This is a genomic window from uncultured Rhodococcus sp., from assembly GCF_963525155.1.
Lineage (GTDB): Bacteria > Actinomycetota > Actinomycetes > Mycobacteriales > Mycobacteriaceae > Rhodococcus_F > Rhodococcus_F qingshengii.
The window spans coordinates 1-21,686 of record NZ_CAURKP010000093.1 but is presented as its reverse complement, the minus strand read 5'-3'; the positions used below and the strand labels follow the sequence as shown (position 1 = coordinate 21,686).

At 60.6% G+C, this 21,686-nt stretch carries 20 protein-coding genes and 2 pseudogenes; 6 read left to right on the top strand and 16 right to left on the bottom strand.

The window, feature by feature from the left end; all coding sequences use genetic code 11:
* Positions 1–90 precede the first annotated feature (90 nt).
* Together RWT78_RS18375 and RWT78_RS18370 are read right to left on the bottom strand one after the other, a co-directional pair.
* Positions 91–408, bottom strand: coding sequence for a DUF4333 domain-containing protein (locus RWT78_RS18375; RefSeq protein WP_020906277.1), 318 nt, complete (start codon positions 406–408; stop codon positions 91–93).
* A 98-nt stretch (positions 409–506) separates the two neighbouring features.
* Complete coding sequence (locus RWT78_RS18370) at positions 507–1,907, bottom strand: cytochrome P450 (protein WP_314677133.1); 1,401 nt, start codon at positions 1,905–1,907, stop codon at positions 507–509.
* A gap of 96 nt (positions 1,908–2,003) precedes the next feature.
* On the opposite strand from RWT78_RS18370, the gene RWT78_RS18365 reads away from it, so the two are divergent.
* A complete protein-coding gene (locus tag RWT78_RS18365; protein ID WP_003945528.1) occupies positions 2,004–2,591 on the top strand; it encodes a TetR/AcrR family transcriptional regulator in 588 nt (195 codons plus the stop codon).
* Between the two features lie 47 nt (positions 2,592–2,638).
* Here RWT78_RS18365 and RWT78_RS18360 read toward each other — a convergent pair whose 3' ends face one another.
* Both RWT78_RS18360 and RWT78_RS18355 read right to left on the bottom strand, forming a co-directional pair.
* Positions 2,639–3,649 (bottom strand): ABC transporter substrate-binding protein, encoded by a 1,011-nt coding sequence (locus RWT78_RS18360; RefSeq protein ID WP_314677131.1) that lies wholly within the window; start codon positions 3,647–3,649, stop codon positions 2,639–2,641.
* Between the two features lie 82 nt (positions 3,650–3,731).
* On the bottom strand, positions 3,732–4,610 hold the full coding sequence (locus RWT78_RS18355; RefSeq protein WP_003945620.1) for a bile acid:sodium symporter family protein: 879 nt from the start codon (positions 4,608–4,610) through the stop codon (positions 3,732–3,734).
* Positions 4,611–4,742: 132 nt separating this feature from the next.
* On the opposite strand from RWT78_RS18355, the gene RWT78_RS18350 reads away from it, so the two are divergent.
* Genes RWT78_RS18350 through RWT78_RS18340 form a run of 3 tightly spaced genes read left to right on the top strand, consistent with a single transcriptional unit; the run spans position 4,743 to position 6,957 of the window.
* Positions 4,743–5,015: a DUF2277 domain-containing protein gene (locus RWT78_RS18350; RefSeq protein WP_003945457.1), complete on the top strand. Its 273-nt coding sequence runs from the start codon at positions 4,743–4,745 to the stop codon at positions 5,013–5,015.
* Between the two features lie 5 nt (positions 5,016–5,020).
* On the top strand, positions 5,021–6,442 hold the full coding sequence (locus RWT78_RS18345) for an alpha/beta hydrolase (RefSeq protein ID WP_314677127.1): 1,422 nt from the start codon (positions 5,021–5,023) through the stop codon (positions 6,440–6,442).
* 23 nt (positions 6,443–6,465) lie between these two features.
* Positions 6,466–6,957: an NUDIX domain-containing protein gene (locus tag RWT78_RS18340; protein ID WP_314677126.1), complete on the top strand. Its 492-nt coding sequence runs from the start codon at positions 6,466–6,468 to the stop codon at positions 6,955–6,957.
* A gap of 384 nt (positions 6,958–7,341) precedes the next feature.
* Here the strand turns inward: RWT78_RS18340 and RWT78_RS18335 are convergent.
* The 11 genes and pseudogenes from RWT78_RS18335 to RWT78_RS18285 all read right to left on the bottom strand — a co-directional run.
* Positions 7,342–7,668 (bottom strand): annotated as a pseudogene (locus RWT78_RS18335) (transglycosylase family protein); the annotation flags it as partial.
* 484 nt (positions 7,669–8,152) lie between these two features.
* On the bottom strand, positions 8,153–9,058 hold the full coding sequence (locus RWT78_RS18330) for an oxygenase MpaB family protein (RefSeq protein WP_003945519.1): 906 nt from the start codon (positions 9,056–9,058) through the stop codon (positions 8,153–8,155).
* A gap of 24 nt (positions 9,059–9,082) precedes the next feature.
* Entirely contained in the window at positions 9,083–9,640 is a 558-nt protein-coding gene (locus RWT78_RS18325) for a hypothetical protein (protein ID WP_003945436.1), read from the bottom strand.
* Positions 9,627–10,847, bottom strand: coding sequence for an MlaD family protein (locus RWT78_RS18320; RefSeq protein WP_003945914.1), 1,221 nt, complete (start codon positions 10,845–10,847; stop codon positions 9,627–9,629). Before RWT78_RS18320 ends, RWT78_RS18325 begins: the two co-directional genes overlap by 14 nt.
* Positions 10,844–11,908 (bottom strand): MCE family protein, encoded by a 1,065-nt coding sequence (locus tag RWT78_RS18315; protein WP_314677121.1) that lies wholly within the window; start codon positions 11,906–11,908, stop codon positions 10,844–10,846. The genes RWT78_RS18320 and RWT78_RS18315 overlap by 4 nt, the downstream gene beginning before the upstream one ends.
* On the bottom strand, positions 11,905–13,002 hold the full coding sequence (locus tag RWT78_RS18310) for an MCE family protein (protein ID WP_314677119.1): 1,098 nt from the start codon (positions 13,000–13,002) through the stop codon (positions 11,905–11,907). Before RWT78_RS18310 ends, RWT78_RS18315 begins: the two co-directional genes overlap by 4 nt.
* A complete protein-coding gene (locus tag RWT78_RS18305; RefSeq protein ID WP_007734231.1) occupies positions 12,999–14,054 on the bottom strand; it encodes an MCE family protein in 1,056 nt (351 codons plus the stop codon). The genes RWT78_RS18310 and RWT78_RS18305 overlap by 4 nt, the downstream gene beginning before the upstream one ends.
* Positions 14,054–15,085, bottom strand: a complete 1,032-nt coding sequence (locus tag RWT78_RS18300) for an MCE family protein (RefSeq protein ID WP_314677117.1) — start codon at positions 15,083–15,085, stop codon at positions 14,054–14,056. Before RWT78_RS18300 ends, RWT78_RS18305 begins: the two co-directional genes overlap by 1 nt.
* The gene (locus RWT78_RS18295; RefSeq protein ID WP_162113982.1) at positions 15,082–16,305 is read right to left on the bottom strand and encodes an MCE family protein; all 1,224 of its coding nucleotides are present in this window, start codon (positions 16,303–16,305) and stop codon (positions 15,082–15,084) included. Before RWT78_RS18295 ends, RWT78_RS18300 begins: the two co-directional genes overlap by 4 nt.
* A gap of 3 nt (positions 16,306–16,308) precedes the next feature.
* A complete protein-coding gene (locus RWT78_RS18290; RefSeq protein ID WP_003945491.1) occupies positions 16,309–17,166 on the bottom strand; it encodes an ABC transporter permease in 858 nt (285 codons plus the stop codon).
* On the bottom strand, positions 17,166–17,975 hold the full coding sequence (locus tag RWT78_RS18285) for an ABC transporter permease (protein ID WP_003945485.1): 810 nt from the start codon (positions 17,973–17,975) through the stop codon (positions 17,166–17,168). The genes RWT78_RS18290 and RWT78_RS18285 overlap by 1 nt, the downstream gene beginning before the upstream one ends.
* 541 nt (positions 17,976–18,516) lie before the next feature.
* Here RWT78_RS18285 and RWT78_RS18280 point away from each other — a divergent pair.
* On the top strand, positions 18,517–19,776 hold the full coding sequence (locus tag RWT78_RS18280) for a TetR/AcrR family transcriptional regulator (protein WP_007734242.1): 1,260 nt from the start codon (positions 18,517–18,519) through the stop codon (positions 19,774–19,776).
* Between the two features lie 34 nt (positions 19,777–19,810).
* Positions 19,811–21,016 (top strand): DNA glycosylase AlkZ-like family protein, encoded by a 1,206-nt coding sequence (locus RWT78_RS18275; protein WP_314677112.1) that lies wholly within the window; start codon positions 19,811–19,813, stop codon positions 21,014–21,016.
* Between the two features lie 246 nt (positions 21,017–21,262).
* Here the strand turns inward: RWT78_RS18275 and RWT78_RS18270 are convergent.
* Positions 21,263–21,686: pseudogene (locus RWT78_RS18270) on the bottom strand (3-ketosteroid-9-alpha-hydroxylase); the annotation flags it as partial.

Genomic DNA, 21,686 nt, shown 5'->3' with positions numbered 1-21,686 from the left:
ACGGAAATCCGCATCGACGGCGGCACGCATATGTGACCACTTGCTGTGCGCCTTTATTACCCCCCGGCGGTTAATAACGGCGCACAGCAGTTAATTGTTCGGCACATCCGCAACCTTGATGTCGAAGTTCGCACTTTCACCGTCAACGCTGGTCACGGTAGCTGTGACGTCGTACTCGGTGCCCTGCTCGGTCAGGATGCACGTGATCGATGCGCCGACTTCGGCGTCGAGGTTCTCCGGACACGTCACGTCGTCTGGTGGCTCGCCGATCTTCTCGGCTAGTTGAGTGGAGATCTGACTTGCGACTTCGGACTTGTCCACTTGCGGCGTCCCGACGCTTGCCGAGCAAGCTCCCGTGGCCAATGCCGCCGAGAGTAAGACGATTCCCACTGCAGGCCTCTTTGTCATGTGAACTCCCAGGGTGCGCCGGTGCTCGCTGCTGCCACCTCAGGGATTACCGCATTCGGGACTGTTTCAACCGAGTTGCGCGACGCAGTTTTGCGAGGTCAGCGTCGGCGGACCGTCAAGTTGAAGCCTTCGGGCATCAGGGTGAGCCGTTCGGCTACCTTCAACTCGTAGTCCGGATCGGCCTCGATCGTGTATTTCTGCAAGATGGTGCCCAACACGAGGACCGCTTCGTGAATAGCGAATTGTCTTCCGATGCAGGCGCGTTCACCTGTTCCGAACGGCTTGTACACGTGCGCCGGCCTGGCTTTGATGTTGGCGGGCAGGAAGCGGTCCGGATCGAACGCCTCGGGATCGTTGCCCCACACCGGATCACGATGAAGTGACGGGATGAGCACGAGCATCCAATCGCCCTTCTTCATCGGATACTTGCCGACGAGCGTCGTGTCTTCGAGCGCCGCGCGGCCGTAGGCAGGAGCCGTCGGCCACAGACGCAATGATTCGTCGAGGACGCGTCGTACGTATCGAAGTTTCGCGATCTTCTCGAAGGCGGGCTCGTCGCCCTCCCATACCTTGTCGACCTCGGCTTGCGCCTTGGCCAGCACGTCAGGGTTTCGTGACAGGTAGTACAGCGCGAACGACAATGCGCCGGAGGTCGTTTCGTGTCCGGCGACGAGGAAGGTCACGACCTGATGGCGGATGTTCAGTTCGTCGATACGGTTGGGATCGTTTTCGCGTGCCGCCCGCAGCATCAGTTCGAGAAGATCTTCGGGCCCCGGTTCGGTGCTTGTCCGCCGGGCACGGATCACTTCGTCCACAACCTCGGCCATGTACGCCTTGCGGACCTCGTCACGTTGATCGGCGCGACGTGCGAGCACTCGCCCGAGGGCGGTCGACTTCAGGAACGTCGTGCGCTGCGAATGGGAGAGTGCGCCGACCATTGCCTTGACGAACGGATGCTGTTCTTCACGTTCGAAGGAGTCGAACGAGTAGCTGAATCCAGTGCGTCCGATGGTCTCCAGTGTCAGCTTGGTCATGTCTGCGGAGACGTCGATGGGGGAGTCACTTTCACGACTGTCCCAATGGTCGACCAACTCGCCGGCCACGTCGAGCATGGTGCGGTGGTACGAGCGCATCGCAGTCTGGCTGAACGCCGGTGCCAGGAGATTGTGCGCCTTGCCCCAGTTGGGTTCGTGGTTGTACGCCGTGAACAGGCCGTCGCCGCCGATTCCGCGGAGTGCTTTGACTCCAGGTGCAAGGTGCTTCGCGAACCGGGACTCGTCGGACAGTTCTGCCACCATGTCCGCGCCCGAGGCGAAGACGAAGCGATTTCCCAGGACATTTCTCTCGAAGATCGGGCCGAGTTCGCGGCCGATGCTCACGGAGTTCTGCAGCGGTGTCCGGATATTGATCCCGAGAACGTCCCCGAGGACCGGCAGGCGCCACGCCGGATGCGGGATCCGAGCATCGGTCGTCGCCTCTGGAGTGGTGTCGACGCTCATTGTGTGTCCCCCGGGGTGAGATCGCTTACTGAATTGATGTCTAGTACGCAAAGTACGCCTTACTGAATCGGTGTCAAGTAGTAATCTGACTTGCCTATGGTCGCACCACGAAAACGCCTGGACCGAGAGCAGCGGCGCACGCAGTTGCTCGACATCGGCGCGCAACTTTTTGCCGATCGCTCGTACGAGGATGTGTGGATCGAAGAGGTCGCCGAGATTGCGGGCGTCTCGCGCGGGTTGATGTACCACTATTTTCCGACCAAGCGAGACTTCTTCGCCGCAATCGTCGAGCGCGAATCGCAGCACCTGCTCGAGGTGACCGCACCCGATGCGACGCTACCGGTGCGCGAACAGGTGGCAGCCGGGTTGGACGCCTACTTCGCGTACGTGAAGTCGCACAGCAGGGGAGTGCGCGCCATCAACGTCGGGACGCTCTCGGCCGAGGCCGGTATCCGGGCGATTGTCGAGCGCGAACTCGAACAGCAGCAGATTCGAATCCTCGATGCACTGGGATTCGAGGGCGAAAGAAGACAGCTCGCTGCCGTTGCAGTTCGGGGATGGATCGCGTTCGTCCGAGCTGTCTGCCTCGACTGGCTCGATCAACCTTCCATACCGCAGGAAGAGTTGAGAGTGATCTGTCTGCGGACCCTCTCCGGAGCGTTGGGCATCGACCTCGAAACGTGAAAAGCCGACCGCGCGGGAGCGGCCGGCATTTCCACGGACAAGGCTGATCAGTCGAGCGTCGAATAGAGATCGTCCCAGCCCTTGGCGACGTACATGTTGGTGTAGATGGACCCGTAGTACGTACTTCCTTGCAGAACGGTGACGTTCCCGGCCTGCACAGCCGGAAGTCGTTGCCACAACTTGTTGTCCGAGAGTTGATCGAAGGTGGTGTCACTGCTGTCGGTGACAGAAACCATGAACGCGTCGCAGCCTTGCAGACGATCCATCTCTTCGATGCTCAGTCGTCCCTGATTGTCGAAACCGGTTGTGCTCAATGTTCTTCCGCCGATATCGGCGAGCGTCATGTCGGTGGGTTGACGATTCTTCTTACCCGTTTCCTCCGACACGGGCAGGCTGTCGATGTAGATCGTGGCCTTGTCCGGACTGTAGGACAAGCTTGCGACGGTTTTGCCCGCGATCGCCGAAGCGTGTCGAGTGCGAATGTCGGTGATCAGAGCGTCGTAATCGGTGATCAGGCGATCCATGGTGGGTGTTCGGCCCAGCCAATCGGAGAGCCGGGTCAGGTTCTCCCGCCACGTCTGCTTCGATTCGGTCGTCAGGACAGGAGCGATGGCTTGGAGCTTTGCCGCGGGCCAGTACTCGTTGTCGGCGTTGACGCAGATGATGAGATCGGGTGTGAGTCCGAGGATCTGCTCCAGATTGGGCTTGTCGCTGAGGTATTCGGCCGAGCCGTCGACGGGAACCCACTTGGTGACGGGCGAGATGTTGTATCCGAACACCGGTAGTTCCAGGGCAATGGCGAGCTCGAGGTCGGTTCGGGCGTCGACGGCCAAGACCCGCTTCGGGTTGGTAGGTATGTCGTAGGTCCCCAACGGCGTGGTGACGGTGCGCATTTGAGCGTCATCATCGGTACCTGAACCGTCGCTGGAACTGCAGGACGACAGAATAGTTGCGACTGCTGCCATCCCGGCTCCGATGCCGAATTGGCGACGGGTAAGTGCGTCGACTAGCTCTTGCCAGACGCGTTCGTCCGGCACGGTAGGTGTGTTGGTCAGCATTTTTTCGATACCCTTCGGTCTGAGTCCGTATCGATCGTAGGGTTGGCGATACCAGATCACCTATATCGAAAACCGCCTGATATTAGTCGATTTCGGCCATGGTCCGTGACTTTCGGGTGATGGCGGCGCCGAAGGCTGCAGCGAGCGGGAACATCAGAACGCCGTACACCGCGGCCGGCACTGCCAATTGCACGTTGTCGAGGAGACTGACGGCGATGGTGATCGCCAACGTGCTGTTGTGGATGCCGATTTCCATGGAACTGGCGATGGCCTGACGATCCTCGATGCCGAATATCCGGGGAACGACGTAACCGATCGAGAGGCTCAGTAGGCAGAACAAGGCAGCGACGACGCCGATGTCGACGAGATAGTCCGCGATGTTCTCGCGCTCGGAAACAACCGTTCCGACGATCACCAGTGCCAGAACCACCGCGGATCCGATGCGGACGGGCTTGTCCATGCGCTCGGCAAAGGCGCTCGAGCGCAATCGAACCCACATTCCGAGGGCGACAGGAATCAGTACGACGGCAAAGACCTGAAGTACCTTCGTGAACTGCAGTCCGAGGGTGCCGTCCGCGTCCTCGGGTTCGAAGTAGCCCAACGCGAAGTTGGTGATGAGCGGAAGGGTGACCACCGCTATCACCGAATTGACCGCAGTGAGTGTCACATTGAGAGCGACATCGCCGCGGAACAGATGGCTGAACAGGTTTGCCGTGGTGCCGCCCGGTGATGCGGCGAGGAGCATCATGCCGACAGCGAGCAGTGGGTCGAGGTCGAACAACGTGACCAGACCGAAGGCCGCGGCCGGGAGCAACAACAACTGACAGATCAGGGCAATCGAGACGGCTTTCGGCGCTTTTGCCACGCGGGCAAAATCTCCGACCGTCAAGGAAAGCCCGAGGCCGAACATGATGATGGCGAGTGCGGCGGGTAGGCCGACGGAGGTGAGTGCAGAGTCCATGAGTTAGTGGCTACTTCCAGTCACTGGGGGAATTTCACTGAAACTACCGTGATGCCCGGATCTGCGTGGCAGTTTGGATACATTGATGTATCGAACCGTGACGGCGTCGGTGAGCAGGGTTATCGTCGAATTATGTGCCGAAACATCACTGAACTTCGTGGACTCGAGCCCGCTGCTACGCCGGAGGAGATCGAGGCGGCCTCTCGCCAATACGTACGTAAGGTGAGCGGAATAGCCAAGGTGTCCGACGCGAACCGAGACGCCTTCGAACAGGCGGTGCGTGAGGTGACCGAAACGACGACGCGCCTGCTCAGTGCGTTGCCGCCTCGCAGACAGCCACCTCAGACCGTCCCTCCGTTGCGTCGCCCGGAAGTACAGGCCCGGATCGCTGCTCGTTCGTCCTGACCCGAGTGGATCTCACAGATATCGACGTATGGGACGTCGAAGCCTTGGATCAACTGTCTGCTGGGTTGGAAGGCGTTCTGGTCGCTCACCGCGTTCGCGATATCCGTCGACGGCTGGATACGCTGCGCAAAGAGGCCGTCGCCGACGACTTGCATATTCGTCAGGATGGGACCGTCTCTGCTGTTGCGCCCATCGCCGACGGTCATCCGCTCCACGTGCACGCCCAGTTGCTCGAGGTCGCAGTTCGAGACTTGATCGGTGAGGCACTGCTGGTAAGCGCGGATCTTCATCATGCGTTGTCTCTGCGGTCTCAGGTCGGCACCGACCTCCGTGACAAAGCTGTGCGTGTGGGGGAGGAGTGGCGAGCGTTCAGCCCTGATCGGCAGCGTCAGATGTTGCGTCATGCACCAGGCCTGATCGCCAACCTCGACGGCATTCCTGCTGCGGTTCGCAGCCCGGCCAATCTCGATCGAATTCAATCGGAACGAGCACGGCTGCAAGATGATTCAGTCCGAATCTCGCAAGAACTTCACCGCGAGTTCTTCGGCGGCAGACTGAGTAACACCGGGGCGGGCCAGTGGTACGCCGAACGCAAACTCGAGGATCTGGACGCGCTCGACGAGTTGTTTCGCGCCGAACCTGATCGACGGTTACTGCTCATGGACATGCGCTCGGGCGAACGCGGCTTCGCTGCAATTGCGATCGGTGATCCGGACACAGCGGATCACATCTCCGTGACGATTCCCGGACTGAACACCAACGTCAAGGACTCGATGCGCGGAATGGTCGGAGAGGCAACGCGATTACGAGCCGAGGCGATGCGGCAACTCGAACTGGCCGGCCGAAAGGAAAGCGTGGCCACCATCGCCTGGATCGGATATGACGCGCCACAGGTGATCGGGCCGGGAAAGTTCGACATCGGTCGGGCCAGCTTCGACGTCAGTCGATCGTCCAAAGCAGGCATAGCCGCCGACGCATTGGGTAGCTTCTTTCACGGTCTTCGTGCTGCGTCGGTCAACGACGGAGTCCATATCACCGCGTTGGGCCACTCCTACGGATCCCTCGCGACTTCTCTTGCGCTGCAACGCGGGGCAAGCGCAGCGGTCGACGACGTGGTGTTCTACGGTTCACCCGGGGTGCGAGCCAAGGTGGAGTCGGACCTCGGTATCGCCGACCGGCACGTCTACGTCATGAAAGCGGAAGGCGACAGTATCGCGGGGTTCGGCCGTTTCGGTGGCGATCCGACGCGCACCGAGTTCCATCGGTTGTCCACGGCCGAGGGGATCACCCCGGATGGAGTGAAACACGAGCGGGCGTTCGGGCATGCGGAGTACGCGAGGACAGGGGACAACGGAGAACTGCGGATGTCGGGATACAACCTCGCGGTTGTGGTTGCCGGACTGCCGGAGTTGGCCGTTATGGCCTGACCTGCTGGCTTACAGTGGCACTCATGCGTCTGAGGCATTCGGCCAGGGGGTTGGTCGTTGACGACCAGTCCCGTCTTCTGCTTTACCGATTCATCGCGCCCGGGGGCGGGCTGACGGTCTGGTGTCCTCCGGGCGGAGGCTTGGAAGGAGACGAAACCCCGTCCGAGGCGCTCGCGCGCGAATTGGACGAGGAGATCGGCTTGCGCGACTACGGCGCAGCCACCCATGTGTGGCAAGAGGAGATCCGTGACCCGGCGATATTGCCGGGTTGGGGCGGTGCGATCAACGACTACTTCCTCGTGCCGGTGGCGACCGCATTCGAGCCCTGTGGGTCGTTGGGGCGCGAAGCGCTGGCCGCCGAGCTGGTCGAGCACTTCGAGTGGTGGAGCGTTGACCGCCTCTTGTCACACAGTGGTCGAGAAGTGTTCGGGCCACGCGATTTACCCGACCGATTTGCACGCCTGGTCAAGGATGGGCCATCGAGTGCGCCGGATCGATTTGTTCGGTCGCCGTGAGGGATGCGAGGTAGCGATTGAAAACGAACATTTCGGCATCGAAACACGGCTACGCTGGGGTTATGGAGCACTACGTGCGTAAGGACCCCATCCCGTACGCTTCTACGGCTGCGCCGGTCAGTTCTCACAACCGGTTGGCGAGGACGGCCCAACAATTGTGGATGGCTCTCCGAGGGCTGATGCGTGATCGGAAGGCGAGTCGGTACACCTCGCTCGCTCCGCGTCATCCCGACGGATCACGTACCGCCGTAATGTCTTTCAACAGCAGCGGCGGAGGGGCCGGATCAGGCGGGGCATGAAGGTCGCTAGTACGACGCTGCCCGGGGCCCGTCGAATTCTCGACGAACGCCGGGCAGCGACGCAGTATGTGAGCTGGGATCAGCGGAGGTACTGTCCGCATACCGGCCACGCGCCGGCGCCCTGACCGGCAAGGACGTTTTCAGCAACGCGGACCTGTTCTGCCTGGCTGGCGTTGGCGGCGCTGCCCGCTCCGCCGTAGGCCTCCCACGTGCTCTGGCTGAACTGGAGTCCGCCGTAGTAGCCGTTTCCGGTGTTCGCGGCCCAGTTGCCCGAAGATTCGCATTCTGCGACACCCGACCAGTCGTGGGTGGCTGCGGATGCGGTGCCTGCGCTCAGTCCGAGGGCTCCGGCTGCGAGGGCTCCGGCTGCGGCGACAGAGGCAAGTGCACGGGTAACGGTGGTCTTGGTCATTTTTGGTAAATCCTCTCGAGTCCCGCCGACGGAGGACGGTGACCGTCTCAGCTCCGCTCCCACCACTAGGAATGTTGTCGAGTCCGAACCGCGGGGTGGGACGGGCGGTGGCGATTCGGTAATGCCCGGTTGATCGGGCTGTCACCAACCATAAGAGATGATTACGGATTGGTCACGGGTCGGCGTGTCGACACATGTTTGTGCAACAGAAATGCATCAAAGAGTGTTTTCCCAGGTCGCATGGCGATATGCCACCTCTCCCGGCGTTACATAAACGAGATGAAATGTGATGCAAGTCACCTGAAACGTGCCTCGGCGGCGTCGATATGCGGCGAATGTGACACTCGATCAGCCCGGTTTGTCGGCTTTTCGACCCGGTTTTCAGTCGTGCTGGAACCCATGTCCAGCCGTGATCTGTTGTCGACCGACCGGCCCGATTTACCTGTAGGGCAGCAGAATTGACAACGAATAACGCGCCGCTGGCTCAGACGAGATTCTTGCTCGCCTTGATCCGGCGGCGAATGTCGCGCATCTGAATGGTGTTGCCGGCCTGACGAACGGAGCGTGGGATGAACCTGTTGACGAACGACACGAAAATGAAGAGGTGTTCGAACCGGCGGCGGTCGTCTTCGGTCCACTCGAGATCGAGTTGGTCGCGGTAGATCGGTGGAAGGAATCCGACCGTCAGGAACCGCAACAAGTTTCGGAACACCAGGCGTATCGGCCACGCGATCATCTGTAGGTTGACCAAGTCGATCAGGTACTGCTTGGTGCGTTCGTCGATGACGACGCGTTCGCAACCGAGATTCCAGTAGCGCTCGAAGTCGGCACGTGTGGCCGGCCACATCTCTTCGGTGACCTGCAGCGTCGTTCCCAAAGTTGACGCGGACTTGTAGAACGACTCCGCCTGTTCTTCGGACATCTTGCCGTGCAGCAACTGATGACTGTCTTCGAAACCGATGAACAGGCATGCAGCAACCCATAATTGGAGTTCGCGATTGAAGGCGTTGTACTTGACCGGGCTGTTCGAATCCGACTTCACATGTCGGTGCACCGAGTTCACGGCCTCGCGGTAGGCCTTTCGCTCTTCCTCGTCACCCAGGATCGCGACCGTCAGGTACTGCGTCGTGGTTCGTGCACGCTTCCACGGATGCGCTGTCAGAGCACCCGATTCGACCTTGCTCTCCATGACGCCGTACGCCACCTCGGGCCAACCGAGTTGCAGGATGACGTTGGCAGCGGCTCCGGCGAACGACCAGAAATCGAGTGCGTCGGTGATGTGTGCGGGCTTACGTGCCCACCGTCTACGCTCGGCCGTGATGGTGATGCGTGTCTGATCGGTGCGAAGCGACGACTCGGACTTTTCCGAATCCAGGTAGTGAGTGGGCATGGATCTTCCTCCGCGCGTGGTGAGTTACTTGGTCTCGACGTTGCTCACGAGCCACCGGTCGTCCGAGCGGACCAGGGACACGACCATGCGGTACTTCTGTGTGTTTCCCTCTGGCGCTGCGACATTCTTGGCTTGTTGGTCGACGAACACGAGCACCTTGGCCGACGAATTGTCCAGCGATTCGATACCGACGTCTGTCGCCGTCGCGCTCGCCTGGCCTTGGCCCCCGGCAACGACTTCGCGAAGTGAATCGACCATCGTTCGGTAGGTGCCGGCAAACTCGTCGGTCGACATCGAGGCAATGCTGTCTTTGTTGGCATCGAGGTTCTGATAGTCGAAGGAGGACATGATGGTCGAGTAATCCCGCGCGGTGTCCAAAGCCTCCTGCCGCAGCGTGTCTTCCTGATTCGCCGAGTACATCTGGAATCCGAGCACCACCAATGCTGCGACCAGCGCTACCGCCATTAGTGAGATCAGTGCGTTGCGTGGCTCCTTCAGGTTGCGAAGTAGCGACGGAGAAGTCGGATGTTCGGCCACCTCGGCTTCTGCCTCGTCGAGTAGCGCGTTGTCACCGTGTGCCATTTCCCAGTCCTTCCAACATCAATCTCCAGTAGTTCAGGGCGTCGACTCCGGTCGGGACGAGAATCGGATCTTCGACGACGGGCGGTCCGATCGGAGTGCCCGGGACGGTCGAGTTCTGCAAACCGAGGTCGTTCGGACGCGGAGCATTCTGTGCTCCGCGTTGGACGAGGTCGTCGGCGGGGGGACAGTACATCGCCAGACTCGGACTGGTGGGAGACAGATCGCCGACCTCACGCCGAGGGGTGTCGTAGTTGCAGGCCGGCCCCTGTGTCGCAACCAAGGCAAAGTCGGCGCGATCGCCTTTGACGATGGATGCCAGTTTGGCGAGACCTTCAGGAATCGTGACAAGTCCGGTTTCCAGGGCGTCTGTGCGGTCGGAGATGATCGGTGCGACAGTGACGAGATTGGCCAGGACCGCTCCGAAAGTGTTGTGGTACTTGTCGAACAACTGTTGAGCGCTGTTCAGGGCGGCGGGCGAATGATCGGTGAGGTAGATCAGCACCGGCGCGTTGGATTCGAGTTGTTCGGTGAAGTTCTTGGCAGCTGCCATTCCCCGGACGAACGAATCCGATTGTGTCGCCATGGAGTCCACCAACGTGGAGGTTCGCGACAGCAGCGCGGCGAGTTCGGCCGACTGGTCGTTCAACTGCGCGGACATGGTCCCACCGTTGTCGATCATCGTCGCCAAGCTCGGGCCGAGCCCGTTGAACGAATTTCCCAGTTCGGTCCCGATGTCGCTGATCGCTTGCGGATCAATCCCTTCCAGGACACCGGACGCCTGAAGCATCAACTGGCTCATCTGGACCGGTTGCTGATCCGCGGGCATGGCGATTTCGTCGCCGTCCCGAAGATACGGGCCGTGGTTTGTGTTGGGATAGATGTCGACATTCTGAATTCCGGCTGCGGTCCCCATCGTCACCTTGGCGACGCTGTCGGTAGGTATCTCGGTGTTGTCGTTGAGTGAGAGTTCCACCCGAGCCGAGCGGGTGCCTGCGTCGAGTTCGACTTCACTCACTTTTCCCACCTGTACGCCGCGATACGTGACGACCGTGCCCTTGGTCAATCCGAAGGCGTCGGACATGTTGGCGTGCAGCAGGATTTGACCCCCGAAACCCTGAGGGCCGACCACGTAGACGATCCCGAAAGGGATGACCACAGCAGCGATCAGAGCGAACAGGACAAGTTGAACAAGCGCAAGGCGACTCAACGCGGACCTCCCTGAAGTAGATCGGTGAGAGTTCCCGCTGGTGCGATCGATTGACCGGCCATACCGCCGCTCCAGAGCTTGTCGATCGTTCCCGGAATATCCAGGGCGCCGTCGAAAACGAGGTAGTCGCCCTGCACTGCACCGGTGAAGTTTTCGAGCAACCCGTTCATGTTCGTCAGCGTCTGGCCGATCTCCGAGTTGAACGAATCCAGGGTCCCGACAACGGTCGACGCATCGTGCAGCATCGCGTCGAGGCCGTTGGGAGACGAGTCGAGAATGGTGTTTGCGTTGGTGGCGAGCTGAACGGTCGAGTTCAACAGGCTCGCAATCTGATCCTTCTGTCCCACGAGAATCGACACCACCTGTGGAACGGAATCGAGGTAGTTGTCGACAACTACGCGTTGGCCGGCCAGTTGGGAGGAGACCCGGGCAGCGAGGTCGACGGCCTCGTCGAACTCGCTGCGGTGACTGCTTGCCTCTGCCATGAGCGAGGTGAGGGTCTCGGTCAGAGAACGAACTTCACCGGAGCGCCCGGAAAACGCGGTGTTCAGCTCGCGCACCACGGTATCGAGTTGGTCGATGCCGCTTCCGGTCAGAACCGTGCCGAGGGTGGCAAGCGCACTTTCGACCTGCGGACCGATCTCGGTGCGAGACTCCGGAATTGTGTCTCCGTCGCTGAGCGTGGAGCCGGACGGAACTTCCGGCAGCAAGAGTCTGATGAACGGATTACCAAGTGCGGACGGGAGTTCGACGGAAGCTTCGACGTTGTCGGGCAATGGCGTCGCGGCGTCCAGACTCAGAGTCACATCGGCTCCGACGACATCGGCTGACAGCGCGGATACTCGACCGATGACTTTCTGGCCGCTGCGGACGTCTGCTCCCAACACCAGGCCGTCGGCGCCGGCCAGCTGCAGCGCCACGTTGTACGCGTCACCGTCGGCCGAACGACCCAGGGGTAGGTCTTGAATGCCTGCGCTACAGCCGCCGAAGGCGAACACGGCCGCAGAACCCACACCGATGATCACGATACCGGCGATTATTCGAACCGATTGCCGCGTCAATTGCCACCTCCGGGGACGGCTCCGCCGGAAATCGCGGAGGCGATGCCGAGCGGATCAGAAGTGCTGAGGGGGAGGGAAATCGGATTCGTGAACCCGGCTCCGGTGCAGATCGGCAACTTGTAGGTGTCGCACAGCGGTTTCGCCACCGCGAACTGAGTCAATGCAGTCGAGACGTTGAGCCGAATGCGCCCGCGCTGATCAGGACCGATTGTCTGGGAGAGGTTCTGCATCATCAACGGCACCAGGTCCATGAACTCGGCGAGGCCGGGTTCTTTGGCAGCCAGAGTGTCACCGAGAACTCGCACGTTGTCGGCTATGGCACCGACATCATCGCCGTGAGTTGTCATGAAACTGTTCAACTGGTCGAAGACCACCTGCAGATCCTGCAGAGGCTGTGAGATGTCCATGTTCTGGCTCGCCCATTGATCACCCAGGACGCCGAGGTCGCCGACAAGTTCGTCGAGGCTGACCTGCCGTGCGTCCAGAGCATTCATCAAAGTGTTGAGATTGTCGACAAGGGCACCGATGTCTTCCGACCGAGCGCCGACAACTCCGGTTGCCGTGCTGAGGTTGCGAATTGCGGTGTTGAATTGATCGCCCTGGCCCTGCCACCCGGCGGCGCCGCGGCTCACGAGATCGCCGAGATTGCCCCCATCCCCGGCAAATGCGTCGGCCAAAGTGCTGACGCTTCCCATCAAGCCGTCGAAATCTATGGGGGAGTGGGCACGTTCGATCGGAATCTGGTCGCCGTCTTTCAGTGTCTCTCCGCCGGTGTACGCCGGGCCGAGTTCGATGTGTCGATCGCTGATCACCGATGGATTGAGGACATAGGCCGAGGCGTCGGCGGGCAGGTCCACGGAGTCGGGCATCGACATCGCTACTCGAACAGAAGTTCCGCGAGGTTCCACCGACGTGACCGTCCCGACGCCGACTCCGAGGACGGTGACCTTGCTTCCCTCGTAGATTCCGCCGACGTAGCTGAAATCGGCGTAGACGGTCTTGGACTGATCTGTTCGTCCGAATATGTACCAACCGGGCAGGGCGATCGCCAAGGTCACTACCAGCATGGCCGTGACGGCTTTTCGTGTATTCACTTGCAGCCCTCCATGATGCCGAGCGCGCAGAGCAGATTGTCCGGGATCACGGCCGCCGGCGCGTTGACGTCGGTCCAATTGCCGGTGCCGGTTGAATCGGTGACCGAACGCAGCGCGGAAGGAAGACGAGTCAACAGCAGGTCGATCTGATCTGCGTTGTTCTTCAGCGTGGTGGTGACCGCGACGAGGTTGTCGGTCATGGCTCCGAACTCGTCCTGACGATCGACGAAAGTGGTGGAGAGCTTCGAGATGATGATTGTCAGGTTGTCGACCAGCTGAGTCAGTGCGTCCTTGCGCATCGCAAGAGTGCGAACGATCGTCTGAGCATTGGCCGCAGTACCGACGATCGAATCGGTTTGTGCCGCAGCCATGTCCGACAGCTCACGGGACATGATGAGAATCTGGTCGATCTGTTCACTGTTCTGCGCGAAAGCCGCCGAGGCGCCGCTGATTCCGGCCAGAGCCCGGCCCACCTGATCGGAATCAGTGGGAATCACCTGCGAAAGGGTGTTCATCATGGACTCCATCGCCTGTAGGTCGACGCCTGTTGCCGCAGTGGTGGCATCACTGCTGACGTCGTCGAGGCTGTACGGCACGGTTGTGCGGGAGAGCGGGATGACCCGCGCCTCGGAGTCGTCGACCACGCCGGCCGGCACGATCTCCAGGTAGCGCTTGCCGAGGACCGTCTTGAGCCTGACCGTCGCCGTGCTCTGGTTTCCCAAAGGCTGGTCCTTGTCCAAGCGGAAGTTGACGACGACGTGGTCGCCGGCAAGGTCGATCGAATCCACTCGGCCCGCGGGAACCCCGGCCACGTAAACCGGATCTGTGTCGGAAAGCCCGCTGGCATTGGCCAACTCCGCTGTGTATGCCGACGTGCGTACGTTGTACCAGAGCTTCGGAATGCCCAAGGCGGCGCCGAGTCCCACCACCAGAACGAAGATTCCGAGACTACCCAGGGCGAGAGCGGTGCCGCTACCGCTGCGACGGCGATCCCCTTTGAACAGGAAGAGCATGATGCCGACGAACACGTCGATCAGCTTGACCAGGAACATCATGAGCACACCGGCGAGTGTGTCGGACCGAAGATGTTGGCTTCCATGTCGCCTGCCTTCAGAGTGAAATTGCACAGATACAGGCTGATGAAACTTCCGTAACTTCCGATCCGGTTGGCGGCGTCGGCGAACTGGGGAAGGTTGACGAGAAGTCTGTTGAACTCGTCGGCGCTCGCAATCCAACTCCCGGTGACACTTTCGAGTTGTTGCACGGTCTGACCGAATGCGCCGTTAGACCCGGCCATGATCTGAGCCAACGACGAGACAGTGCGGTTTCCCTGATCCAAGAGCGAGACCAGTTGATCGTTCTGCCCGACGACGGAAGTACTCAGATCGTTCAAACCGTCCAACAGACCGACCAATTCGGATTGACGCTCGTCGACGGAGGTGAGAAGAGTGTTCATGTTCGTGAGTAGTTGCGCGAAGACGTCCTGACGGTCGACCAGGCCGGAACTCATGGTCGCGATCTGGTCGAGCAGGGTGGTCATTGCCTGGCCCTGGCCGTTGAAGGTTTCGACAAAACTTCGCGTGAGCGTGTTGACCTGCTCGGGCTGCAGCGCGGCGAACAACGGTTTGAACCCGTTCATCAGGGCCGTCAAGTTGATCGGCGGTGTTGTCTGCGCCAGCGGTATCGTGTCACCTGGTTCGAGCTGTCGTGCGGATACCGTTGTTGCGCTGTCGTCCTGCGTCAGTGCCAGATATCGAGCACCGAGCATGTCGCCGTAGCGCACGGCGGCACGGACATCCGACTCGAGGGAATATTTCGACTCGATTTCGACGTCGACGATCGCCTTGCTCGTCCCGCCTCCGTTGTCGGCGAACGCAACCGAGTCCACGCGGCCGATACGCACACCCGACATGGTGACCGGGTTGCCCGGGTTGAGTCCTTCGACGTCGGTGAACTCGAACGAGTACGAATCAGTGCTTCCGCAAACCGGGACCGACAACGTGTTCGCCACGAACGACGCGCAGGCGACGCCGGTGAGACAGAAGAGTGACAACCGAATTACCTGGCCAGGACGGACCTTCACGGGACGGTCACCTCGTTACCTCTGACCATCGGCCCCAACATCAGTGTTGTTGCCGGGTTGGGGGTATCCGAGGGTTCCGGCGATCCGCCCAGTAGTTGATCTTCGAGGTACCGCAGGGTGGCCGCTTCGGCTACGCCGCCCACGACCGGGGCACTGACGGGTTGTTCAGGCGTCAGGTTGGAGCCCGAACACTGTGCTCCGCGCGAGTCACCGTACTGCGGGCAATCATCACCCGTGTATGGGAGCGGTTCGGCGAACGTGGCTACTGCTGTGATGTCGAACTTACCGGTGGCGAAGACCCGAGCGCCCGCGGCGCCGAACGTACTGGCATTGGCGAGGGTGGAACGCAGTCCTCCGGGATTGGCCGCGGTGGTTGCGAGTATCTTTCCGGCGGAATCGATCACAGTGATGATGTTTCGGTTGTTCGCCCCGACAAAATCGTCGACGGTAGCGGCGAAGACTGCGGCCGCGCCGATCGAGGACTCGAGATTCGCTCTGTTGGCGACCATGTCGTTCGAGACGGTTGTGGCGGCTGCCAAGGTATCGAGAATGTCGGGGGTCGCACGGTCCAACGCGTCGACGACCGACTTGAATTCGGGTGTCGATTCGAGGAATTGGTGGGCGGCAGGAGCCAGTGCGCCGGAAGCCGCGCTGAGATTGTCTATCGTGGCTCCGATCTCGGCTCCGTTTCCGTCGAGCGCCTGGCCCAGCGCAGTCAGGGCTGTCTGCAACTTCTCGGGCTGCATCGCAGTGAGGACGCCCACCAACTTGGTGTACACGTCGTAGAGCGCAACGGCTTCGGGACCGTCGTCCATGTGGATCTCGTCTCCGTCCGACAGAGACGTCTGGCCCTGCTCATTCGGACTGTCCACGAGCTGCATGTAGATGTCGCCGAAGAACGTGCGTGGAACGACGCGAGCCACCACGTCGGCGGGAATCTTCGACGCGTCATCCGTCTGAATCTGCAACTGCACAACGGATTCGGCGGTTCCTGATTCGATTTCGCCGATTCGGCCGACGTTGACGCCGTGGTACCGAACCGGCGCCTCGCCGCTGATGAGACCGGCTGTGGCTGGAACAGCGACGAAGATGTCGGTGCTCTGCTCGAGATTTCCCGAACCGCGTAGAACCATTGTCACGGCGGCGGCGACGGCTACGACTATGGCGATCGCGCCGCGAAGGGCGTACACGATCTTCGTGCGTGTAGTGAGTCTGTCCACGGCTCAGACCCCCATTCCCGGGATCTGGGGCACGAGGCCCCACAGCGCGAAAGTCATCAGTACGTCGAGGATTCCGATCGCGAGGATCGCAGTCCGGAGCGCGCGCCCGGCCGCTTGCCCGACGCCGGCCGGACCGCCCGATGCGTAGTAGCCGTAAGCGCAGTGAACCAGCGCGACAACAGCGGCGAACACCACGGCCTTGAGACCCGAGTACAGGAGATCCTGCGGAGAGATCGCCAGATGGAAGAAGTAGTCGTAAGTACCTGCCGATGCGCCGTTGAAGAACACGACGACCAGTCGGGTCGAGAGGTAACTGGCCAGGAGTCCGATCATGTAGATCGGGATGACACAGATCATGGCAGCGATCACCCGGGTACCCGCGAGGAAGGGGATCGATCGGATCGCCATCGAGTCCAGCGCGTCGATTTCGTCGGAGATACGCATGGCCCCGATCTGGGCGGTGAAACCCGTTCCGACCTTGGCGGCCAACGCGATCGCGACGACAACAGGGGCCAGTTCACGGGTGTTGGCAACCGCGGACAGCATGCCGGAGAGCGAGGTCATCCCGACAAGCTCGAGGCCCCGGTGGGTCTCGACGCCCAACATCATCGCCGCGGCCAGCGACATCGCGAAGACGATCCCGATGGTGCCGCCGCCGGACAACAAGGAATTCGTGCCGAAGCTGACCTCGCTGATCTGACCGAGTACATGCTTGCGGTACTTGGTGAGCGCAAAGGGGATCGATGCGATAGTGCGGACGTAGAAAGTGACGTGCTGACCGAGGGAGACGAGGCCGTCGCCCGCGGTTCGCAGGGGTCTGCTCGCTTGACGTGCTCGAACACGGAGATCGACGAGCGACATCAGAATTCACCGACTGCCGGGACGATTACGGTGTAGAGCGCGGACAACACTGTGTTCACGATGAAGACGAGCGCGAACGCGATGACCACGGCTTCGTTGACTGCGTCGGCAACGCCGCGTGGGCCACCTTTTGCATGTAGACCTTTGAAGGTGGCGACCAAAGTCGAAGCGATGCCGAAGACCGCAGCCTTCACCAAAGCCATGACGAAGTCGGAAGATCGCCCGTACTGACTGAACGTTGCCATGAACGTTCCGGCCGGAAGATGCTGGACGTAGATGTGGTACAGGTAGCACGCGATCACACCGCCGAAGGTGACCATCGAACACAGTGCAAGGGAGACGATCACTGCCGCAACCAATCTCGGTGCGACGAGGCGCTCGATCACGTCGATGCCCATCACTTCCATCGCGTCGATCTCTTCCCGGATCTTTCGTGAACCCAAATCCGTGCAGATCGCCGATCCTGCGACACCGGCCATCATCAACGCGCACACCAGCGCCGCGGCCTGACCGACGATGATGAAAGCTACGACAGCTCCGGAATATCCACCGGCTCCGATCCGGCCGGCCAGTTCACCGACCGAGACGGCGATGAATACACCGATCGGAATCATGAGAAGCAGCGACGGGCCGGTGCTGACGCGACCGATGAACAGGGTCTGAGTAACCGTCTCGTGCAATGAGAGTCGTCTGCGCAGGATTGCCGTGAACAGGCCGAAGAGTGCCTGAACCGAGAATCCGATCAGATAGCCCCCCTGTAACGCTACGTCTCGCACCGGGCCCTTCGCGGCTGGCAGCTCGTACGTCATCTAATTGAATTCCTTTGCAGATCAACAGTGTTCGGCACGGAGTTCGAACTGTTCGAGCGCTGGCGGTCGAGCGAACTGCCTGTGAAGCATCTCACACATATATGTGTCCAAGCAAGCATTATGTGAACCGAAATTCTCGTCGAACTGTCAGCCCTGTTGACCGAGTTTCCTTCATTGACGTGGAGATATCGGAACTGTTCATATCGACATCCTGTGTATGTTTACGAATATTCCGAATCTGTCAGTCGGATTGCTTCGTGGATGCGGGCTGGATGCTTCGAGCGGTGACCCTACCCACTGCTGGTGGCCACAGGCAACGTTTTGTTAACGAAGATTCTCGGTGGAAGCAACGGGGGAGGTGGCGAAGGGCGAGTGGTGTGTTCTGATCAAAGGCAGCGTTACCTGCATGTATGAAACTCTAGACGCGCGATGTGCTGAAATCGGTGTACGAGATTTCAGAATCATGCTTATGCTGATTCTCGTCTGATGAGCAGGCGGATCGAAGTGCTTTGTGCGTGAGGGCTGGAGAGTGGGGTACACGGTGAGCCTGAACGATCAGTTCGTCGACGCGCAGACGTCGAATGGGATTGTTCGGCAGCCGAGGTCCGACTCCGTCAAGAGGCGACCGAAGGACCGCAAGGCGCAGATCGCGGCTGCAGCGGCAATCGCGTTCAGTGAGCGCGGATATCCTGCTGTCAGTGTCGACGACATCGCGTCGGCGGTCGGTATTTCGGGTTCGGCGCTCTATCGGCACTTTCCGAACAAGTACGCGATGTTCCGCCACGCGGCACTGGAGTTGACCGGAGCGCTCGCCAGTGCCCTCGATGCCGTTTCGGTTGCGCCTGCGGCAACCGATGCGCAGCGGTTGCGCGAAGATCTGATTGCAGTGATACGAACGACGATCCGCAATCGGCGTACGGCCGGAATCTATCGTTGGGAGAGCCGGTTTCTCGACACCGATGATCGGAAATCCGTTCGAGCGCAAGCCAGTACGGTCAATCGCCGAGTAGCCCGGTATCTTTCGCGCTCCGAACCCGCGATGACGGCGAGGGACGAGACCCTTGTCGTGGCAGCGATGTTCAGCGTCATCGGCAGTATCACCGTCCATAACCTGTTGCTGCCCCAGCGAGCGATGGAGAAGGTTCTGCTCGACGCGTGTCTGGCGATAGATCAAGGTGAGGGTGCAATCACCGCTAGCCGCTTGGAGCAGTCCTCGTTACCTCGAACCGTGACCACGAACAAACGTGAACGTCTCTTGCAGGAAGCCGTGCGCCTTTTCGACTCTCGCGGGTATCACGACGTCAGCATCGAAGAGATCGCCGCGGCCGCCGGCTTGAACGCGTCCGGTATGTACCGCTACTTTCCCAGCAAGGCAGAGCTTCTCGGCGCCGTGTTCTATCGAGCTGCAGATCGCTTGGACTTGGCGACGGCAGCGGTCTTCGACTCCGCGACTTCGCACGAACAAGTGCTCCGGTCACTGTCGGCGATGTACGTGGAGTTGTCGTTTGCACAGCACGAATTGATGTCGGTCTACTTCTCCGAGATGAACAACCTTCTGCCGAGTCATCGAAGCGATCTGAAGAATCGCCAGAAGCTTTACGTGGTCGAATGGGCGCGAGTGCTCGGCGAGATTCGTCCTGAGCTGTCGGCAGTAGAGGCGAAGTTCGTAGTTCACGCTGCGCTCAACCTGGTCCCGGATGTCGGCCGCATGATGAAGTTCGACGCTGCCGCAGAGAACGCGGCCATGTTGCAGGTGTTCATGTCGGCAGTACTGTTCGGCCGTCGGGCTTCGGCCGCCTGAAGCGTGTCGGTGGGTGTGCGTAGTCTGGCCCACTATGAGCGAAGTCGTGTCACTGGCAGCTGCCCGTCGCATAGCGCTTGCCGCTCAGGGATTCGGCAAATCGCATCCCACGACGGTGACGCGTCGCAATCTGGTCGGCGTGATGGACCGGCTGCAGGTGCTGCAGATCGACTCGGTCAATGTCTTCGAACGCAGTCACTACCTACCCGTTTATGCGCGATTGGGCGCATACGACAAATCCAGACTCGATCAGCTTGCCTTCGCCCCCGGTTCGGGATACCTCGAATACTGGGGCCACGAAGCAACGTTCTTGCCGGTGGACATGTGGCCGTTGTTCCGTTGGCGGATGGACCAGTTTCGCGCCAAAGCGTTGAGTGACAAGGACGGGTGGGCTTCCGATCGGAGTGTCTTCCTCGATTGGTTGCGGCAGGAGTTGCGCGACAACGGTCCGATGGCGGCGAGCGAGATCGAACACGAGGCGAACACACGGCGCGGTCCGTGGTGGGGGTGGTCCGACGTGAAGGTCGGGCTGGAGACGCTGTTCCGTTGGGGCGAGGTGGTCTCGGCGGGGCGCGCCGGTTTCGAGCGTCGTTACGGCCTGGCCGAGCAGATGCTTGCACCCGAGATACTCGACGCACACGTCGAGCGGTCGGAGGCGATACGCGAACTGGTGCTGCGGGGTGTGAAGGCACACGGTCTCGGCACCCTCGACGACATCGCCGACTACTTTCGTCTGCCCAGCGCAGAAGCACGAACGGCATTGCAGGAACTCGAAGATGCCGGCAGTGTGCGCCGGGTGTCCGTCGACGGCTGGGAGCGTCGAGGCAAGGCAAGGGAGGTGTGGATCGATCCGCGAGCGAAGCGTCCCAGGTCCATCCGTGCGGAAGCGTTGTTGTCACCCTTCGACCCGGTAGTGTGGGCACGCGATCGAGCGTTGCGGCTCTTCGACTTTCACTACCGGATCGAGATCTACACTCCGGCGCACAAGCGAGTTCACGGATACTACGTGCTTCCGGTCTTGATCGACGACAAGATCTGCGCCCGAGTCGATCTGAAGAACGACCGTCAGAACCGTCGACTGCTTGTCCGCGCGGCGTGGGCCGAACCCACCGCGGACGCCGACACTGCGCCGCGGTTGGCGGAACTCCTTCGGAGAACTGCGCGTTGGCAGGGCTGCGACACCATCGAGGTGGAGAACAAAGGCACGTTGTCTCAGCAGTTGGCCGCCGCCATGAGGTGAGCCTTCAAGGCCGCGAGGGAGATTGTCATTCGGGAACGGTTATCCGCCCGTCGATTGCGGCCCTGCTGATGGAATTTCTCAATGCGGAACAACTTCCGGATCGAATTCTCGGCGGTTCAGCATCGTCGCGGTACTCCAAACATGCCGTGCGCGAATCTGATCGCCACTGGGTCGACGTGTGATGCCAGCTGTTCTTCTCCACGAGGACGTATGTTCCGCACCGCTCGCAGTCCAGCGGTTCCATGGTCATTGCCCTACTCCTGCGGCGGCCCTGCGTGCGATGTTGTCAGCGACTTCCTGCTTCCACACTTCGATGGGTTTGCTTGTGTCCATCTCGAATTCGAAACGGTCGACCATCTCGGGCGTGACGTCGGCGACGTCCACGTAGAACTGTTCATACCACCGCCTCAGTTGGTATACCGGACCGTCCTCGGTGCAGAGCAGCGGATTGTCGATGCGGGTCTTGTTCTTCCAGATCTCGATGTCCTGCTCGAACCCGACACCGATGTATCCGATCATCGCGTCGACAAGTTGATCGGCGAACTCGGCGGGCATCTCTGCGGACTTCTGGACGGTAATGCCGTACATGAGTACGAATTTGTTCGGGCTCACCGGGTAGTGGCAGTTGATCAGCACCGAATCGGTCGTGAAGTTCTCGTAGACGTAGCGC

Coding starts and splice junctions, on each gene's coding strand:
- RWT78_RS18375 (WP_020906277.1), bottom strand. CDS start 408: ATGACAAAGAGGCCTGCAGTGGGAATCGTCTTACTCTCGGCGGCATTG.
- RWT78_RS18370 (WP_314677133.1), bottom strand. CDS start 1,907: ATGAGCGTCGACACCACTCCAGAGGCGACGACCGATGCTCGGATCCCG.
- RWT78_RS18365 (WP_003945528.1), top strand. CDS start 2,004: ATGGTCGCACCACGAAAACGCCTGGACCGAGAGCAGCGGCGCACGCAG.
- RWT78_RS18360 (WP_314677131.1), bottom strand. CDS start 3,649: ATGCTGACCAACACACCTACCGTGCCGGACGAACGCGTCTGGCAAGAG.
- RWT78_RS18355 (WP_003945620.1), bottom strand. CDS start 4,610: ATGGACTCTGCACTCACCTCCGTCGGCCTACCCGCCGCACTCGCCATC.
- RWT78_RS18350 (WP_003945457.1), top strand. CDS start 4,743: ATGTGCCGAAACATCACTGAACTTCGTGGACTCGAGCCCGCTGCTACG.
- RWT78_RS18340 (WP_314677126.1), top strand. CDS start 6,466: ATGCGTCTGAGGCATTCGGCCAGGGGGTTGGTCGTTGACGACCAGTCC.
- RWT78_RS18330 (WP_003945519.1), bottom strand. CDS start 9,058: ATGCCCACTCACTACCTGGATTCGGAAAAGTCCGAGTCGTCGCTTCGC.
- RWT78_RS18325 (WP_003945436.1), bottom strand. CDS start 9,640: ATGGCACACGGTGACAACGCGCTACTCGACGAGGCAGAAGCCGAGGTG.
- RWT78_RS18305 (WP_007734231.1), bottom strand. CDS start 14,054: ATGTTCCTGGTCAAGCTGATCGACGTGTTCGTCGGCATCATGCTCTTC.
- RWT78_RS18290 (WP_003945491.1), bottom strand. CDS start 17,166: ATGTCGCTCGTCGATCTCCGTGTTCGAGCACGTCAAGCGAGCAGACCC.
- RWT78_RS18285 (WP_003945485.1), bottom strand. CDS start 17,975: ATGACGTACGAGCTGCCAGCCGCGAAGGGCCCGGTGCGAGACGTAGCG.
- RWT78_RS18275 (WP_314677112.1), top strand. CDS start 19,811: ATGAGCGAAGTCGTGTCACTGGCAGCTGCCCGTCGCATAGCGCTTGCC.